Origin of the sequence: Caballeronia humi (assembly GCF_001544475.1) — a bacterium.
GTDB lineage: Bacteria > Pseudomonadota > Gammaproteobacteria > Burkholderiales > Burkholderiaceae > Caballeronia > Caballeronia humi.
Map to the genome: position 1 here is coordinate 442,717 of NZ_FCNW02000001.1, position 17,688 is coordinate 460,404.

The window sequence follows — 17,688 nt, forward strand, 5'->3', positions numbered from 1 at the left end:
TGGTTGCTAAACGCGGCGCTGCACTCTTCGATTGAGCGGGACCACCACGCCTCCGGTTTTCCGGACACCGTTATTCGGCAGACCAAAGTTTAGGACGCGTCCAATTCCATCAACCACCAAAGAAAACACAAAAATCATTTCGAATAAGTCGAAAAATGCAATTTTGATACGGGAAAACACTTACGTTCCATAGGTTTGCCGGTATCTCAAATTTAGATCTGGATTCCGAAATATTCACCGAAGTTGCGCACACACGACAGTGCACTTGTAGCGACGTCCTTGAGATCTAGGAAATTTCGTATCTCATCGTGATGGGCAAGGAATTAATATCGCGCGCGTAGCCGGCGCCTCGACTGTCCCGAGCGCTGCCGATCATCCGCCGCGCCTTCCTGCCAGCGCGCATTTTCATCGGGCAGGACCATGAATCATTTGCAAGCCATGCGCGTTTTTCTGAAAGTCGCGGAAGCGGGATCGTTCGGACGGGCCGCGGCCGGGCTCGAACTGTCGAACGCTGTCGTGACCCGTTATGTCGCGCTCCTCGAAGCCCATCTCAATACGCGTCTCTTGAACCGCACCACGCGCAGCGTCTCGCTGACCGAAGCCGGGCGCACCTACGCGCTCGGCTGCAAGGCGGTGCTCGAACAGGTCGAGGAGGTCGAGGCGTCGATCACGAGCAGTTCCACCGATCCCTCCGGCACGCTCAAGCTCGTCGCGTCGGCGTCGTTTTCCTTGCTCGGGCTCACGCCGCTCCTGAGCGCCTTTCGGGATGGCTTCCCCAACGTGAAACTCCGCCTGACCCTGCTGCACCGGCCTGTCGATCTCGTCGACGAAGGTTTCGATGTCGGTATTGTCGTGCCGCGGCTCGTCAACAGCGGAACGCTGATCAATCGACCGCTGTTCAGGGTGATGCCGGTCGTCGTCGCCGCGCCCGGCTATCTCGCGCTCTACGGCACGCCAGCGCGCCCCGCCGCGCTCACGAAGCACGCGTTCCTCGCGCCATCGTCCGATATTCACGGCTCGACGTGGTCGTTCACCAGCCCCTCCGGTGATGACGAGGACGTCACGCTCGATCCCGCGTACACGGTCAACAACTCGCCGATGCTGCGGCAAGCGGCGATCTGCGGGATGGGCGTGACCGTGCTGCCCGAGAGCCACGTCGCGCGCGACATCGAAAGCGGCGCGCTCGTGCGTCTCTTGCCGGGTTTCGCGATCAAGGGCGCGGACAAGGAAGTGTCGCTGGTCTATCCTGGGCGCCGGCATGTGTCGGCGAAGACGCGCGCGTTCGTCGACTTCACGCTCGCCTTTTTCCGCGAGGATGTGTCGGCGGCGCATTTTCAGTCGCCGGCCGCATAAAAAACGCGGCCGGGGCCGCGTTCGGTATCACTTTCGACGTAAGCCGAATTGCGTTAAGCGATCGCCGCGCATTGCGATTCGATTCGCTCGAGCAGAATCTCGCAGCGCGCTATCAGCGCCATACCGTCGTCACGGCGCTGAACGCGCGATTTCTCCGAGAGATCGCTTCGGAACGCTTCGAGCGCGGCGAGCAACGGCCGATACTGCAACACGCTCGCCGCCCCAAACACGCGATGATGCCATTCCCTCAGTCGTTCGACCGAGCCGTTTTCGAGCAGCGGCTTGAGCGTCGCGAGGTCGTCGAGGAAGGAAGACACGAACGAGTCCAGCAGCGCTTTCACCGTCGTTTCGCTGCCCCATAACTGGGTCATATACGTCAGATCGAGTTCGTCATCGGACGTAGGCCACATGGGCGCCATCGATGCAGGCGGCTTCCGTTCGATCTTCTGCTCGACCGGTTCGGGCGCATCGACGGTGCGCCAGCGGTGCAAATGCTCGCGCAACGTGGCGAGACGGGTCGGCTTGACGAAACAGTCGTCCATGCCGGCCTCGCGACACATCCGCGGTTCTTCCGGCGCGGTACTCGCCGTGATGCCGAGAATCGGAAGACGCCGCGACGTGCCCAGTTCACTCGTCCGCACGCGCCGCGCAAGCTCGTAGCCCGTCATGTTGGGCATATGACAATCGGTGATCAGGAAGCCGTAGCGCGTGTTCTTGAGTGCCGCGAGCGCCTCGACGCCATCGTGCGCGACGTCGCAGGCGAAGCCGAGCAGCGAAAGCTGATGCCGGATCAGCTCCTGATTCACCGGATGATCCTCGGCGACGAGCACGAGTCGGCCGCTCTTCAACGCCTTGTCGCGATCGGGCGCCTGCATGCTCGTCTCGACGCCGCCGGTTGCGCGCGACACGATCTGCGGCAGTCCGGTCAGCGCGGCGACGCATGCAGCGCCGAGACCGCGCCACGAGATCGGATTGACGCTCACGCGGATGTCGTCGTCGAGGATGCGATAGCCGGTGGGCTTCGGCTTCTCCGTGACGTGGATCACGCGCGATTTCACAGGCAGCGCGTCCTTGTGCGCATCGCTCAGGAAAACGAGCTCGACGCCGTCGAACGTGCGCGCGCGCTTCAATGCGTCGTCGGTGCGCGACAGCACGCGCAGTTCGAGGCCGAGCGCCTGCCCGTAGTCGACCAGCGCCCGCGCGACGCACGCATCGTCGATCGCGATGATGCCCTTCTTGCCGCGCAGGCCGTCGATCTGGTAGTTCACGGTGTCGACCAGCATCGCGAGCCGCACGGTCATGCGCGTGCCGATGCCCACTTCGCTTTGCAGATGAAGCGTGCCGCCCATCAGTTCGACGAGCTTGTGACAAATCGTGAGGCCGAGCCCCGTCCCGCCGAAGCGCCGCGTCGTCGATGTCTCCGCCTGCACGAACGGCTCGAAGAGGCCCGCCTGAGCGTCCGCCGCGATGCCGATGCCGGTATCCTCGACGCACAATTCGATGATCTGCTCGGCGCCGCGCGTCTTGGCCACCTGCACACGCAGCGCGACCTCGCCCTTCATCGTGAACTTGATCGCGTTGCTCATCAGGTTGAAGAGCACCTGACGCAGCCGAACGCTGTCGCCGCACACGCTCGCCGCCACTTCCGGCGCGACGTCGACGCGCACCCGCAAGCCCTTCTCGTGCGCGCGGCCCGCGAGCAAGCCGACGGCGCTATCGACGAGTTCGCGCAAGTCGATCGGCGTCGATTCGATACTGAGGCGCCCCGCTTCGATCTTCGAATAGTCGAGCAGGTCGTCGAGGATTTGCAGGAGCGCGCTCGCCGAGTCCTGAATCATGCCGAGCATCTGCGCCTGGTCCGGATTGAGCGGCGTGTTCTCGAACACTTCGACGAGCCCCAGCACGCCGTTCATCGGCGTGCGGATTTCGTGGCTCATCATCGCGAGGAAGTCATCCTTCGCGCGCGATGCGGCTTCGGCGGTGTCGCGCGCCCGCGCCAGTTCGTCGGCGCGCGCGCGCTCGATGCTCGCGTCGACCCAGTAGCCGCTCCACACGACCGAGCCGTCGTCTTCGCGACGCGCCGCCAGCACGGCGCGAACCCAGCGCTTGCCGCCGTCGGCGGTCGAGCGGAACTCGGCGTGCACCGGCTCGAGCGTCAGCGCGGAGCGTTCGATCACGTCGCGAAGCGTGCCTTTGTCCTCGTGATGAATCTGCGAGAGGCAGGCCAATTGGTCCGCGCCGAGCTCCAGCAGGTCGACGCCGAACAGCGGCCGCGTGTCGCCTCCGATATACGGGAAACTGAGACTGCCGTCGGGTGCGCGGCGCAGTTGGAACACCACGGCCGGCAGCGAGCGCGTGACGTCGTGCAGACGCCGCTCGTTTTCACGCGCGCGCATTTCGGCGTCGCGGATGTCGGTGATATCGATCATCGTGCCGACGATGCCCGCCATCGCTCCGTCGGCGGCGTTGAACGTGCCGGTCCAGAAGAGGCCGTGGCGCTGCTGGCCGTGCCGGTCGCAAAACTCGAGTTCGACTTGCTGGCGCGTCCCGGTCGCGATGCTGAGCGCGGACAATTGGTGAATCTGCTCGCTATATGTCGAGCCCCACGGCATCACGTCGACGGTCGAACGCCCGATGATTTCCTCGCGGCGCACGCCGAGCGCCTCCTCGAACGCGCGATTCACCGCGATATAGCGATTGTCGAGATCCTTCGCGACAAGCGGATACGGCACCACCTCCATCATCGTGCGTTGGAAGCTTAGTTGCGTCGCGAGCGCCTCCTCGGTTTCGATGCGCCGGCTCATCTCGCGTTGCAGGAGGATGAACGCGCGCAGCGTCACGGCGAGCACGACGCCGATCGCGATCAGCGCCGGCAAGAGACGCAGCGCGTTCACGCTCCAGCCGCTTTGCGGCTGCGAAAGCGCAGCCTGGCGCGCGACGTTGATCTTCTGCTTCTCGACCTCGGGCATCGCCTTCAGCGCCCGGTCGACGAGCGGCACCAACCCGGCCAGTTCAGGACGCAGCGCGAATCCGATGCTCTCCGACTTGCCCGCCGGCCCGAGAATTTTCAGTTGATCGTCGAATCGGGAAGACAAAGCGAGATCGACTGCGGCGAGATTGCCGACCGCCACATCGGCTTCTCCGCTCGCCACGCGATCGAGCGCTTCGTTCAGGTTTCGCACCACGACGAATTTCGCCTTCGGCGCCAGGTTGACAAGGCTGCCGTCCGCCGCGAGACGCTCGCTGACCGAAACGCGCCGCACGGGCAGATCGTCGAGGTTCTTCACGGCGGCCTGACCGTGCCGTCCGACGATGACGAGCGGGAAGCGGTCGTGCGGCTCCGTCGCGATGCCGCCTGCCAGTTTGTCCGGGTCCTGCTCGGCGGTGAGGATCATGTCGGCGTCGCGGCGCGCGAACGCCCGCGAAACCGCCGATGAATCCGCGTACGCGCGACGATCGAACGTCACGCCGAGCACGTTCGACAGATACGCAAGGTACGCCGCAGCGATGCCGCGCGCGCGCCCGTCGGAATCGACGTAGCTGAACGGTGCCCAGTCGGCATCGAAGGCGACCGTGATCGGTTGCAAGGCGTGCAGATAACGCCGCTCGTTCGCGCTCAGCACAAGCGGCTTGCCAGCGTCCGCGCCAGATTGAAGTTTGTCGCTCGAAGCGGAACGGATGTTGTGCAGGCGGTCGGAATCGAGCTTGAGCAGGCGCTCGTTCAAGTCGTTGCGCAGCGCCACGCGGCCCGCGGGAACCGCAAAGCGCGATTCGTTCAGCTCGCCATTCTGAGTGCGCACGACGCCGAGCGTATCGAATTCGGCGGCGTCGAGCAGCTGGCTTGCACCGGGCGCGACGCCGAAATACACGTCGGCCGAATGGTCCGCGACGGCCTGCAACGCCTGCCGGCCCTGGCGATAAGCGCGGATCTTCGCTTCGGGGAATCGTTCGCGGATGAGTCTTTCGAGCGAATATCCCTCCTCGATCGCGACAATCGCCTGACGCATGCCCTCGCGCGAGATCGTCGCGAAATCGGCGGTGCGCGCGATCATGATCGACTGATCGAAGGAGTAAGGGACGGTGAAGGTCAGGCAGCCGTTGCGATCGGCGGCGCGCGAGACGTTCGCGAGAATGTCGACGTCGCCCGAGCATGCCGCGGCGATCATCTCGGCCATCGTGGAATAGGTGCGCGCGTCGAATCGAACGGCCGGGCCGGTGAGTTCACGCAGTACGTCGATGCTCAGGCCGGCGGGCTCGCCGCGTACAACCGTCGCCGATGGGTCCGCCGCTGCCGACAGCACGCCGACCGTCAGGACCGGGTAGTCCTTCAACGGCCGGCCGGCCGCGATCGCGCGGGCCGGATCGGCGTGCGCGCCTGGCGCCGACGCGAACAGCATCGAACAAAGCAGCAGGCGAGCACAAAGCAGCGTCACACTCGATGCAAAAAAAATTTTACTGAGGTTTGCCATGGCGGCGGTTCCCGTCGATGCGCGCTATCGCTGCGGCAAGTCGCTGAACTTTCGATCGGCGGTCTTCGTGCCTTCCCGCGCGCCTCGTCCGAAAAGCAATGGAAAGGACACGCCGGCGAGTATTCCTCCAGCGAGCGGAGCGGCCCAGAAGAGCCACAATTCGTCGAGCGCCCAACCGCCCACGACGAGCGCCGGCCCGGTCGAGCGCGCCGGATTCACCGACGCACCCGTCACCGGCATCGTCACGACGTAAATCAGCGCGAGCGTCAATCCGACGATCAACGGGCCGCCGACGCGAAATGCGCGACCAGCCGACGTCGCGAGCTTCACGATTACGAAGGCGAAAGTCATCACGGCTTCGATCACGAATGCCGCATGCAATTGGTAATTTCCGGGCGAATGGCTGTCGTAGCCATTCACGCCGAAACTGGGCGCGTAGAGTTCGAAACCGGGCCGCGCGCGTGCGAGGAAATACAGCAAGGCCGCGCCCGATGTAGCACCGGCCAACTGCGCAAGAATGTAGGGAACCAGATCACGGACCGGAAACCGATTCGCGACCGCGAGGCCGACGGTCACGGCCGGGTTGAAGTGAGCACCGGAGATGGGCCCAAGAAGATAGGAGGCAGCGGTCATCGCAAGACCGAACGCGATCGATTGCGCGAGAACGCCCGGGTCCGCCACGAAGCTGCCCGCGGCCAATGCACTGCAACCGCATCCCATCAGAACGAGCCAGAAGGTTCCCGCGCATTCGGCAGTCAGTCTTCTAATCACGTTGCTCCTTGAATTTGGAATGAAATTCGCGCGACTACGGACACCAACGGCGTCCGTGCAGACATTTCGATACGGGGAAACGAAGAGTCTGACGGGCAGAACGTTTTACCGACATCAGATAGGTCCCAAAGCGGTCTTTGCACGCATTGTCGAAAGGGGCTGTTTACGTCAGCCCGATCTGCTGCGCATAGGCAATCAACTCGGATTCGGAATCGAGGCCAAGTTTGCGCATCGCGCTACGTCGCTGGGTAGCGACGGTCTTGCTGCTGCGATTGAAGTAATCCGCGATTTCTGGAATGGGCATGCCGCTCGCGTACATCCGAAAGACGTCCCACTCGCGCGCGCTCAACGTACCCGCGCGGGCCGGCACGTCGGGCAAAGTTGCGGACAACAATTCATATGCGTGCAGCGATGCAAAACGCCGTCCGCGAGTAATTGCGTTGATCGCCTCGGTCAACGATTCCAGCGCGTCGCGCTTGTCGACGATGCCCTCCACGCCCAAGTTCATCAGCCCGGCCAACATTTGGGCATGCGCGATCATCGTGACCGCAACGATGTGTGGCCGCGGCGCCTCCCGCGCGAGGCGCCTCAGGAACGAGATGGAATTACTCTCGCCATTCATTCCCTGCATGCCGATATCGGAAAACACGAAGTCGCAAGAGTGGTCTGAGAGCAGGGATGCGAGTGAATTCGCGTCGCTGGCCATGCCCACCAAATCGATTCGCCGGTCCCGCCTCAGGTAGGCGCCAATGCCTTCGCGCGCTACCGGATGGTCGTCCGCGACGATGACCCTTATTTTTCTCTGCATCGTTCTTCTTTTTCTGTTTTGAGGTTACGAGTCTCTCTCCGGACAGCCTCGACCCTCTCCGGCTCGCAACACGAATGTTGGCATCTCGAGGTGTTGAATCAGCCCCGCTTCACGCCCGGCGCGCCTGAACGAGTCCGCTGTCGAATGCGAAACGGTATAGCTCCGCGTCGGTCGACAGATCGAGCTTTCGCATCGCTGCGCACTTCTGGGCGCTGATCGTTTTGACGCTGCGTCCGAGTTCCTTGGCTATCTCCGTGACGTTTCCGCCCCGTGCATAGCGCGCGATGACATCGAGTTCGCGACGTGTCAGCTTCTTGCGAATCAGGTCCACGCGGTTCGCCACATTGGCGTCCGCGAGTAACGCTCGCACTGACGGCCCGAGATAATCCTCCTGCGCGAGAACGGTCACAATCGCCACATAGATCAGTTCGAGCCGGTCCTGCTTACTCACCATCGCTTTCGCGCCCGACTCGAGTGCCTGCGCGATCAGCTCCGCGTCGGTCATCATCGATAAAACGACGATCGCTGCTTTCGGATGGCGGCTCGCGACATATCTGATCAAATCTATGCCGTCGCCATACTTGCCACCGGGCATGAAAAAATCCATGACCACGACGTCGCATTCCTGCGTCGCAAGCACTTCGACTAATTCAGTCGAATCCTGAGCCCGGCAAACGATTTCGATATTCGGGATATTAGCAATCAGTTTCTCGATAGCGAGAATAACCAAGGGATGGTCATCGGCGACTGCCAGCCGTATTAATTTAGTGAACGCATGCATTTACCCGCTCCTTGTATCGGGCGCAACTCCGGATTAAGGGTCTAATTCGGAACAGCAAAAAGCTTAAACGCCGCCTAAAATAACGCACGTAAGCATCAGTCATCGACGCATTCTTCAACATGAGATACGTCCTAAATCAGTAAAAATTTCCATAATCAAGCCAATCCATGTGCGCGCGCGAACGCGAACAAGCCGGGATCGTTCCGAACTCCGAGTTTGCTCATGGCGTCGCGTTTCTGGCGGCTGATGGTTCGCACGTCGCGATCCAGCGAGCGCGCGATTTCGGTAATTGACATGCCGCTAGCGAACATGCGAACCACCTCGATCTCACGCGGAGAAAGCCGCGGACCGTCCGCGAGCGCGTCAGTTTCCGCGCCGGCGACCGCGAGGGCCGCGACAATCGAAGTACTCAAGTACCGCCGTCCAACCCCGGCGAACCGCACTGCGGCAGCCAGTTCCTCCATTGATTCGACTTTGTTAAGCAAGCTCATCGCGCCAGCATTCAGGATGGAACGCAAGATCGCCACGTTGCTCATGCTCGTCAGCACGACGATGCGTATATGAGGCCAGTCGCGACACACCCGCCGAATTAACCGCAAGCCGTCTTCGGTCTGCGAACCCTGCTCCGGCATGGCGAAATCCGTGACGAGGACGTCACAACGCGTCTTCCCCAACAGCGCAATAAGCGCGCTGGCATTGACCGCCTCTCCTACGATTTCCAGACTTTCATCGGTGCTGAAAGTTGCCCGGATACCCAGCAGCACAAACGGATGATCGTCTGCTAAAACCACACGTAACTTCATAGCGACCCTCCCCGGTTTTTATTTTGTTTATGCTTCGGCCAGAATCCAGGCCGACATACCATGCTTCTTTTCATGACTCACAGACTTCAGCAGCACTACCGGAAATCAGAACGACTTAAATTTCAGAGGTGCTGCATTACGAATGCTTAAAATGAAAACGCTTGCCGCATATTTTCAGCAGCGTAATCGGCGTAAAATCCATTCTCCATACGATTTGTCCTAAATGCTTTTTACCCACTTTTGCGCGATGGCTAGAGACGCGCTAATTTAGGCGGGCACGAATGCATTCCCTATCAGCTAAGGCTTATTCGAGTTGAGTGGCGGAAGTGTCGCTACATTAGAGACAGAAGTGACATTTACTGTCGCTTAAATGTCTTTTTTTGTGGAAGGCGTGCGGCGAGGAAAAGCACGCTATACGAGATTTTTCTCAGATTTACAAGCCAAATTAAGAAGACGCAAAAGCGTGTAAAAACGCAGGCTAAAAAAAACCCCACGACGTTTCAGATCGCGGGGTTTCTTGCCAATCTACTGAAAGATTAAAACGGAATATCGTCATCCATCTCGTCAAACCCGCCGCCGGCCGGCGCGCTTGGGCGACTAGATCCACCGCTCGCCCCGCCACCGCCCGCGGCACGCCCGGCACCCGCCGGCGCGCGGCCACCGCCACCGCCTCCGCCACGCTCCGCAGGCGCGCCACGGCTATACCCGCCGTCATCACCGCCACCGCCCGCGCCGCCGCGACCACCCAGCATCTGCATCTGGTCCGCCACGATCTCGGTCGAATACTTTTCCTGCCCCGCCTGGTCCGTCCATTTGCGCGTACGGATACGCCCCTCGATATACACCGACGAGCCCTTCTTCAGATATTCGTTCACGATCTCCGCGAGCCGTCCGAAAAACGCCACGCGATGCCATTCCGTGAGTTCCTTCATTTCGCCGGACGATTTGTCCTTGTAGCGGTCGGTCGTCGCGAGACGGATGTTCGCCACGGCGTCGCCGCTTGGCAGATAGCGGGTTTCCGGGTCGGCGCCCAGGTTTCCGACGAGAATGACCTTATTGACGGATGCCATGATTTCTCCTGTTGTTCGATACCTTGCCGTCGGACGCGGCGCGCGGCTCACACGGACTCGCAAGTCCCGAACCGTCACCGCCCCCAACTGAATTCGATTGACCTGAAACCTTGCTTAACTCGCGCGCTTAAACCACGCGCTGAACCTTGCGCGGCGGAGCCTTCATATTCGCGGCCACGACGAGCCACGCGAACACCAGCGCAGAACACGCAAAAAAGACGGCGCTCTGCCCGTCCACCTTCAGCAGCCAGCCGCCGATCACGCCACCCAGTGCGAGTCCTATCGACTGCGTCGTGTTGTAGACCCCCGCCGCCGCGCCCTTGCGCGTGCCCGGCGCGAGCTTCGACACGAGCGACGGCTGCGACGCCTCCAGCACGTTGAAACCGAGGAAGTACACGAACAGGATCGCGGCCACAGACCATAGCGTATGGGGAGCCGCGCCCAATAACAACTGGCCGATCAGGATAAGCCCGATCGCGCCCAGCATCACGCTCTTCATTTTTCCACGTTTCTCGGCGGCGATGATGGCGGGCACCATCATCACGAACGCGAGCCCCATCACCGGCAGGTAAATCTTCCAGTGCGCCGCGACCGGCAGGCCGCCCGCCTCCAGAATGCGCGGCACGACGAGAAAGAGCGCCGTCTGCGTGGCGTGCAGCACGAGCACGCCAAAGTTCAGACGCAGCAATTCGACGTTGTGCAGCACTTCGGCGAACGGTGCCTTGACGTGCACGGGCGGCGTCGGCGCATCGGGGACGACCCACAGCACCACGCCCACCGCCAGAATCGACAGGAAGCCGATCACCGTGAAAAGGCCGCTCATCCCGACCCAGTGGAACACGATCGGCGCACCGACGATCGCCACCGCGAACGACACGCCGATGCTCGCGCCCACCATCGCCATCGCCTTCGTGCGGTTTTCCTCGCTCGTGAGATCGGCGATGAACGCGATTACCGCTGACGACACCGCGCCCATCCCCTGAATCACGCGCCCGGCGATGATCCACGTCATCGAGTGGCCGACCGCCGCGACGAAGCTGCCGATCGCGAACACGATCAGCCCAAACACGATCACGGGCTTGCGGCCGAGCTTGTCCGAGATCCAGCCGTAAAAGATATAGAGCATCGACTGCGTGACGCCGTACGCGCCGAGCGCCAGGCCGACGAGAAAGACGTTGTCGCCGCCGGGAATCGTCTTCGCATAGATCGAGAACACCGGCATGATCATGAAGAGGCCGAGCATCCGCAGCGCGAAAATCGCGGCGAGCGACACGGTCGCGCGCAATTCGGGCGCGCTAAGACGTGAAGACATGGCAGACGGATTGGACATCAGAAGCGGGAAATGTTGGAGAGTCGCGTTGGCCGGGGCGCGAGATGAAGCCCCGGCGCGGCCGCCTTGTAGTTACTGGAAACGGCACTATATGAGACGCAGTGCCCGGGCGCGCCACCCGGCTGAAACGCGCCGCGTGACAACCCTTCCGGCGCTTCGCTGACGCTGTCGGGCACGGAAACGGCGCCCTTGAAAAGTCGTTATAGTAGCAGGTTTAGCCCCCTCACTTTCCGCCCGGTTCATGGAAGAAATCCGTATTCGTGGGGCTCGCACCCACAACCTCAAGAACGTCAGTCTCGACCTGCCACGGCACAAGCTGATCGTGATTACGGGCCTGTCCGGGTCGGGCAAGTCGTCGCTCGCGTTCGACACGCTGTATGCGGAAGGCCAGCGCCGTTATGTCGAGAGTCTGTCGGCGTATGCGCGGCAATTCCTGCAGCTGATGGAGAAACCGGACGTCGATCTGATCGAGGGTTTGTCGCCCGCCATTTCGATCGAGCAGAAGGCGACGTCGCACAATCCGCGCTCGACAGTCGGCACCGTCACCGAGATTCACGACTACCTGCGCCTGCTTTTTGCGCGCGTCGGCACGCCGTATTGTCCGGATCACCACCTTCCGCTCGAAGCGCAGAGCGTCTCGCAGATGGTCGATGCCGCGCTCGCCCTGCCAGAGGAAACGAAGCTGATGATCCTCGCGCCCGTCGTGGCGGACCGGAAAGGCGAGCACGTCGAGCTGTTCGAGGAGATGCAGGCGCAGGGCTTCATCCGCTTTCGCATCCGCTCGGGCGGCGGCACGGCGAACGAGGGCGTCGCGAAAATCTATGAAGTCGATACCCTGCCGAAGCTGAAGAAGAACGACAAGCACACGATCGACGTCGTCATCGACCGGCTGAAAGTGCGGCCGGATATGAAGCAGCGGCTCGCGGAATCGTTCGAAACAGCGCTGCGCCTCGCCGATGGCCGCGCGATCGCGCTAGAAATGGACACCGAGGCCGAAAAGCTCTTCAGTTCGAAATTCGCGTGTCCGGTTTGCTCTTACTCGCTGCAGGAGCTCGAGCCGCGCCTTTTCTCGTTCAACAATCCGATGGGCGCGTGTCCCGAATGCGACGGCCTCGGTCAGATTACGTTCTTCGATCCGAAGCGCGTGGTGGCGCATCCGTCTCTGTCGCTGGCGGCGGGCGCCGTGAAAGGCTGGGATCGGCGCAACCAGTTCTACTTCCAGATGCTGCAAAGCCTCGCCGCGTTCTACGAGTTCGACATCGAGCAGGCGTTCGAGGACCTCCCGGAAAAGGTGCGCAAGATCCTCCTGTTCGGCTCCGGAAAGACGCAGATTCCGTTCTCGTACATCAACGAGCGCGGCCGGACGTCGGTGCGCGAGCATGCGTTCGAAGGGATCATCCCGAATCTGGAGCGCCGTTATCGCGAGACCGATTCGACCGCCGTGCGCGAGGAACTCGCGAAATACCAGAACAATCAGCCGTGTCCGGCGTGCGAAGGCACGCGTTTGCGTCGCGAAGCGCGCAACGTCAAAGTTGGTTCGGGCGACGACGCGCGCGGCATCTTCGAAGTGAGCGGCTGGCCGCTGCGCGACACGCTCGGCTATTTCCAGACGCTCACGCTCGAAGGCGCGAAGCGCGAAATCGCCGACAAGGTGGTGAAGGAAATCGTCGCGCGGCTGTCGTTTCTGAATAACGTCGGGCTGGATTACCTGTCGCTGGAACGCAGCGCGGAGACGCTCTCCGGCGGCGAAGCACAGCGCATCCGGCTCGCTTCGCAAATCGGCTCTGGGCTCACCGGCGTGATGTACGTGCTCGACGAGCCGTCGATCGGCCTGCATCAGCGCGACAACGACCGGCTGATCGGCACGCTCAAGCATCTGCGCGACATCGGCAATTCGGTCATCGTCGTCGAACATGATGAGGACATGATCCGCATGGCGGATTACGTCGTCGACATGGGCCCGGGCGCGGGCGAGCACGGCGGCGTGATCGTGGCGCAAGGCACGCCGAAGCAGGTCCAGAACGACCCGAATTCGGTGACTGGCCAGTACTTGTCGGGCAAGCGCTCGATCAGCTATTCCACCGAGCGCACCGCGCCGGACAATCGCTTTCTGCGCATCATCGAGGCGTATGGGAACAATCTGAAGAACGTGTCGCTCGAATTGCCGGTCGGCTTGCTGACCTGCGTGACGGGCGTGTCGGGTTCGGGAAAGTCGACGCTCATCAACGACACGCTCTATCACGCGGTCGCGCAGCATCTATATGGTTCCGCGACCGAGCCGGCGCCTTACGAGGCGATCGAAGGGCTCGAACATTTCGACAAGGTGATCGCCGTCGATCAATCGCCGATCGGCCGCACGCCGCGCTCGAATCCGGCTACCTACACTGGCCTTTTCACGCCGATCCGCGAGCTGTTCGCGGGCGTCCCCGGCTCGAAGGAGCGCGGCTACGATCCCGGCCGCTTCTCGTTCAACGTGAAGGGCGGGCGCTGCGAGTCATGCCAGGGCGACGGCGTGCTGAAGGTGGAAATGCATTTCCTGCCCGATGTCTACGTCCCGTGTGACGTCTGCCACGGCAAGCGCTACAACCGCGAAACGCTCGACATCCAGTACAAGGGCAAGAACATCAGCGAAGTGCTCGACATGACGGTCGAAGCGGCGCACGAGTTCTTCAAGCCGGTGCCGGTGGTCGCGCGCAAGCTGAAGACGCTGCTCGACGTCGGGCTCGGCTATATCCGGCTCGGACAGTCGGCGACGACGCTTTCCGGCGGCGAGGCGCAGCGCGTCAAGCTGTCGCTGGAACTGAGCAAACGCGACACGGGTCGGACGCTATACATTCTCGACGAGCCGACCACCGGCCTGCACTTCCACGACATCGCGCTTTTGCTCGAAGTGATTCACCGGCTGCGCGATCAAGGTAATACTGTCGTAATCATCGAGCATAATCTCGACGTGATCAAAACCGCCGACTGGGTCATCGACCTCGGTCCGGAAGGCGGGGCCGGCGGCGGTCAGATCATCGCCCACGGGACGCCGGAGCAGGTCGCGAAGTCGAAGGCCAGTTTTACCGGCAGGTATCTGGCACCGCTGTTGCAACGGCCGAAATCGGCAGCCTGAACGCACGGGCTGAACCCCGGGCCGTCCGGCGGCGTGAACTCGCCGGGAACACGAGTTGCGCCCGGTAGCGATACCGTGCTGCAACGGTGATGAACCAAGCTGGCGACAGGAGATGGAAGCGGTCATGGCAAAGCGCAACGAAGCGACCGAGGAGCGGCGGGTCCGGGACCTGCCCGCCCGGCCGGTCAGGCTGACGAGCGACATGAGCATGCCGAAGCTGTCGGCGGTGGAGATCGGCAGCTATCTCGCGATGTTCGCCGGCATGTTCCTCGTGCTCGAACTGAAGCTGCTCGGCGGCCTGCTCGCGGGCATGCTCGTGTACCAGCTCGTGCACATGATCTCGCCGTTCATCGAAAAGCGCATGACGAGCGGCCGCGCGCGGCTCGTCGCGGTCGTGCTGCTGTCGGCGGTGATCATCGGCGGGCTGACGGGCGCGACCATCGCCACCATCGAGCATTTCGAGCACGACGTTCCGAGCATGCAGAAACTGCTCGACCAGTTGATGACGATCAGTTCGCACGCGCGCCTGCGCGTGCCGGACTGGGTGGCGAACTATCTTCCCGTCGATGCCGGCCAGATGAAGGACAAGGCGACCGAACTGATGCACCGGCACGCCGAGCAGCTCCAGCAAGGCGGCAAGGAGATGGCGCGCGGCTTCGGCCATATCCTGATCGGCATGATCATCGGCGCGATAATCGCGGTCAGCGTGCCGAAGCATCCGCATCGGCTGCCGCTTTCGACGGCGCTGGTCACGCGCGTGACGCGCTTTGCCGACGCATTCCGCCGCATCGTGTTCGCGCAGATCAAGATCTCGGCGATCAACGCCGTCTTCACCGCGATGTACCTGCTGATCGCGCTGCCGATCTTCCACGAGCGGCTGCCGCTCTCGAAGACGCTCGTGCTCGTCACGTTCATCGTCGGGTTGCTGCCGGTGATCGGCAATTTGATCTCGAACACGATCATCGTCGGGATTTCGCTGTCGGTGTCGTTCGGCACGGCGGTCGCGTCGCTCGTGTTCCTGATCCTGATCCACAAGCTCGAATACTTCCTGAACGCGCGGATCATCGGTGGGCAGATCGAGGCGCGCGCGTGGGAACTGCTCCTCGCGATGCTCGCGATGGAAGCCGCGTTCGGCCTGCCGGGCGTGATCGCCGCGCCGATTTTCTACGCGTATATCAAGCGCGAACTGATTTATTTGCGGCTGGTTTAGCCCCTATCCGATGCTTTGAAACGAACGCCGTCCAGTCGCAAGACTGGCGGCTTTTTTCATCGGCCGATCGATCCGTCGTCCACAATTGTTCACGTTTCCGCTGCGCAAAATTTACGAATTCCGCGCCTTCGTCCGATGTTCACGGCGTATACCAATGCCAGGGCTAATCGCTCGAACACACGTCAAACCATCGAAGGAGGCTTTTCCATGAGCACACGCAAGGCGGTCGATACATCGGCGGGAACCGTCGAATATCGCGAGAGCGGCACCGGTCGTCCGGTCCTGTACGTTCACGGCATCTTCACGAACAGCCACATCTGGGACCCGGTCGTCGAAAAATTGCCGGACGGGCTGCGCCACATCCAGCCGGATTTCCCCTTCGGCGCGCAACACGTTCCGGCCCGCGAGGACGCCGATCTCTCGCCAACCGGCCTCGCCGCCATCCTTCTCGACGTGATCGAAGCGCTCGACCTGAAAGACGTCACGATCGTCGCGAACGACACAGGCGGCGCGGTGACGCAAATCGCCGCGACTGGCGACGATCCGCGTGCCGCGCGCATCGGTCGGCTGGTGCTGACCAATTGCGATGCGTTCGAGGAATATCCGCCGCCCGCGTTCAAGACGGTGCAGGACGCCGCGAAGGCCGATCCCGTGGCGCTCGCCGCGCAGTCGCAAACGCCCGAGGGACGCGCCGCGTTCCTCGCGACGGCCGCGAAAACCAGGTTGCCCGATAGCGAACTTCTGGAAATTCTGGGCGGCGGCGTGACGAATCCGGAAGTCGCCCGCGACGGTCTGAAGGTTCTGCTCGCGATGGCGCCGCACTACACGCTAGACGCCGCGAAGAACTTCTCGAAGTACCAGAAGCCGGTGTCGCTGGTCTGGGGCGAGAACTGCATTTTCTTTCCTCCGGCGCTGGGCGTGCGGCTGAAGGAGTCGTTCCCGAACGCGCGCCTGAAAAGCGTGCCGAACGCGATGCTGCTTGTTTCGATCGATCAGCCGCAGGCCGTGGCGGACGCGATCGTCGAGGCGACACACGCTTAAAAAAAAGCCGCCGGTCATGACGACCGGCGGCTTTCTTGCAAGATTTTCCTAAGAGCGATTCAGCGAAACACCACCGTCTTGCTGCCATTCAGCACGATCCGGTGCTCCACATGCCACTTCACGGCGCGCGCGAGCGTCACGCATTCCACATCTCGGCCGATTGCCGTCAGTTGATCCGGCGTCATGCTGTGATCCACACGCTCCACTTCCTGCTCGATGATCGGGCCTTCGTCGAGGTCGGTCGTCACGTAATGCGCGGTCGCGCCGATCAGCTTCACGCCGCGGTCGAACGCCTGGTAATACGGCTTCGCGCCCTTGAAGCTCGGCAAGAACGAGTGGTGAATATTGATCGCGTGGCCGGCGAGCTTCTCGCACATCTGCGGCGACAGAATCTGCATGTAGCGCGCGAGCACGACGAGATCGACGTCGTGCTGCTCGACGATTTCCAGCACGCGCGCTTCCTGCGCGGCCTTGGCCTGCGGCGTCGACGAAGTCAGCGGCAAGTGGTGAAACGGAATGTCGTAGCTCGCCGCAAGCTGGTAAAAATCCTTGTGATTCGAGACGATCGCCGGAATTTCGATCTGCAACTGGCCGGTGCGATAGCGAAACAGCAGATCGTTCAGGCAGTGCCCGATCTTCGAGACCATGATCACGACGCGCGGCTTCACGGACGCGTCGTGCAACTCCCAGCGCATGCCGAAATCCTCGGCGAGCTCGTTGAACGAAGCCCGCAGCGCCTCCAGCCCCGGATCGCCGCCGACCTGCTGGAAGTGCACGCGCATGAAGAACTCGCCGGTGTGGCTGTCGCCGAACTGCGCCGAATCGAGAATATTGCCGCCGAGGGCGAACAGGAACCCCGACACCGCGTGCACGATGCCGGGCCGGTCCGGGCACGACAACTTCAGAATGAAACTATGTTCGGTCGACATGAACCGGT

The 17,688-nt window shown here is 62.1% G+C and carries 12 protein-coding genes; 4 read left to right on the plus strand and 8 right to left on the minus strand.

Annotated features, from left to right (window positions below; all coding sequences use genetic code 11):
* Positions 1–420: 420 nt before the first annotated feature.
* Positions 421–1,353 carry a LysR family transcriptional regulator gene (locus AWB65_RS02090; protein WP_087665540.1) on the plus strand — a complete coding sequence of 311 codons (933 nt, stop codon included), beginning with the start codon at positions 421–423 and terminating at the stop codon, positions 1,351–1,353.
* A 53-nt stretch (positions 1,354–1,406) separates the two neighbouring features.
* On the opposite strand, the gene AWB65_RS02095 is transcribed toward AWB65_RS02090, so the two are convergent.
* The 7 genes from AWB65_RS02095 to AWB65_RS02125 all read right to left on the minus strand — a co-directional run bounded on the left by AWB65_RS02095 (position 1,407) and on the right by AWB65_RS02125 (position 11,385).
* Positions 1,407–5,822: an ATP-binding protein gene (locus tag AWB65_RS02095; protein WP_087665541.1), complete on the minus strand. Its 4,416-nt coding sequence runs from the start codon at positions 5,820–5,822 to the stop codon at positions 1,407–1,409.
* 24 nt (positions 5,823–5,846) lie between these two features.
* On the minus strand, positions 5,847–6,593 hold the full coding sequence (locus tag AWB65_RS02100; RefSeq protein WP_268808229.1) for an MIP family channel protein: 747 nt from the start codon (positions 6,591–6,593) through the stop codon (positions 5,847–5,849).
* Positions 6,594–6,756: 163 nt separating this feature from the next.
* On the minus strand, positions 6,757–7,401 hold the full coding sequence (locus AWB65_RS02105; RefSeq protein WP_087665543.1) for a response regulator: 645 nt from the start codon (positions 7,399–7,401) through the stop codon (positions 6,757–6,759).
* 109 nt (positions 7,402–7,510) lie between these two features.
* A complete protein-coding gene (locus AWB65_RS02110; RefSeq protein ID WP_087665544.1) occupies positions 7,511–8,182 on the minus strand; it encodes a response regulator in 672 nt (223 codons plus the stop codon).
* Between the two features lie 155 nt (positions 8,183–8,337).
* Positions 8,338–8,985: a response regulator gene (locus AWB65_RS02115; RefSeq protein WP_087665545.1), complete on the minus strand. Its 648-nt coding sequence runs from the start codon at positions 8,983–8,985 to the stop codon at positions 8,338–8,340.
* A 536-nt stretch (positions 8,986–9,521) separates the two neighbouring features.
* The gene (locus AWB65_RS02120; protein WP_087665546.1) at positions 9,522–10,055 is read right to left on the minus strand and encodes a single-stranded DNA-binding protein; all 534 of its coding nucleotides are present in this window, start codon (positions 10,053–10,055) and stop codon (positions 9,522–9,524) included.
* Between the two features lie 127 nt (positions 10,056–10,182).
* Positions 10,183–11,385 carry an MFS transporter gene (locus AWB65_RS02125; RefSeq protein ID WP_087665547.1) on the minus strand — a complete coding sequence of 401 codons (1,203 nt, stop codon included), beginning with the start codon at positions 11,383–11,385 and terminating at the stop codon, positions 10,183–10,185.
* A 241-nt stretch (positions 11,386–11,626) separates the two neighbouring features.
* On the opposite strand from AWB65_RS02125, the gene uvrA reads away from it, so the two are divergent.
* The 3 genes from uvrA to AWB65_RS02140 all read left to right on the plus strand — a co-directional run bounded on the left by uvrA (position 11,627) and on the right by AWB65_RS02140 (position 16,751).
* On the plus strand, positions 11,627–14,500 hold the full coding sequence (gene uvrA / locus AWB65_RS02130; protein ID WP_087665548.1) for an excinuclease ABC subunit UvrA: 2,874 nt from the start codon (positions 11,627–11,629) through the stop codon (positions 14,498–14,500).
* 124 nt (positions 14,501–14,624) lie between these two features.
* Positions 14,625–15,710, plus strand: coding sequence for an AI-2E family transporter (locus AWB65_RS02135; RefSeq protein WP_087655933.1), 1,086 nt, complete (start codon positions 14,625–14,627; stop codon positions 15,708–15,710).
* A gap of 207 nt (positions 15,711–15,917) precedes the next feature.
* Complete coding sequence (locus AWB65_RS02140; protein ID WP_159907500.1) at positions 15,918–16,751, plus strand: alpha/beta fold hydrolase; 834 nt, start codon at positions 15,918–15,920, stop codon at positions 16,749–16,751.
* A gap of 59 nt (positions 16,752–16,810) precedes the next feature.
* Here AWB65_RS02140 and purU read toward each other — a convergent pair whose 3' ends face one another.
* Positions 16,811–17,680: a formyltetrahydrofolate deformylase gene (gene purU / locus AWB65_RS02145; RefSeq protein WP_087665550.1), complete on the minus strand. Its 870-nt coding sequence runs from the start codon at positions 17,678–17,680 to the stop codon at positions 16,811–16,813.
* Between the last annotated feature and the right edge of the window lie 8 nt (positions 17,681–17,688).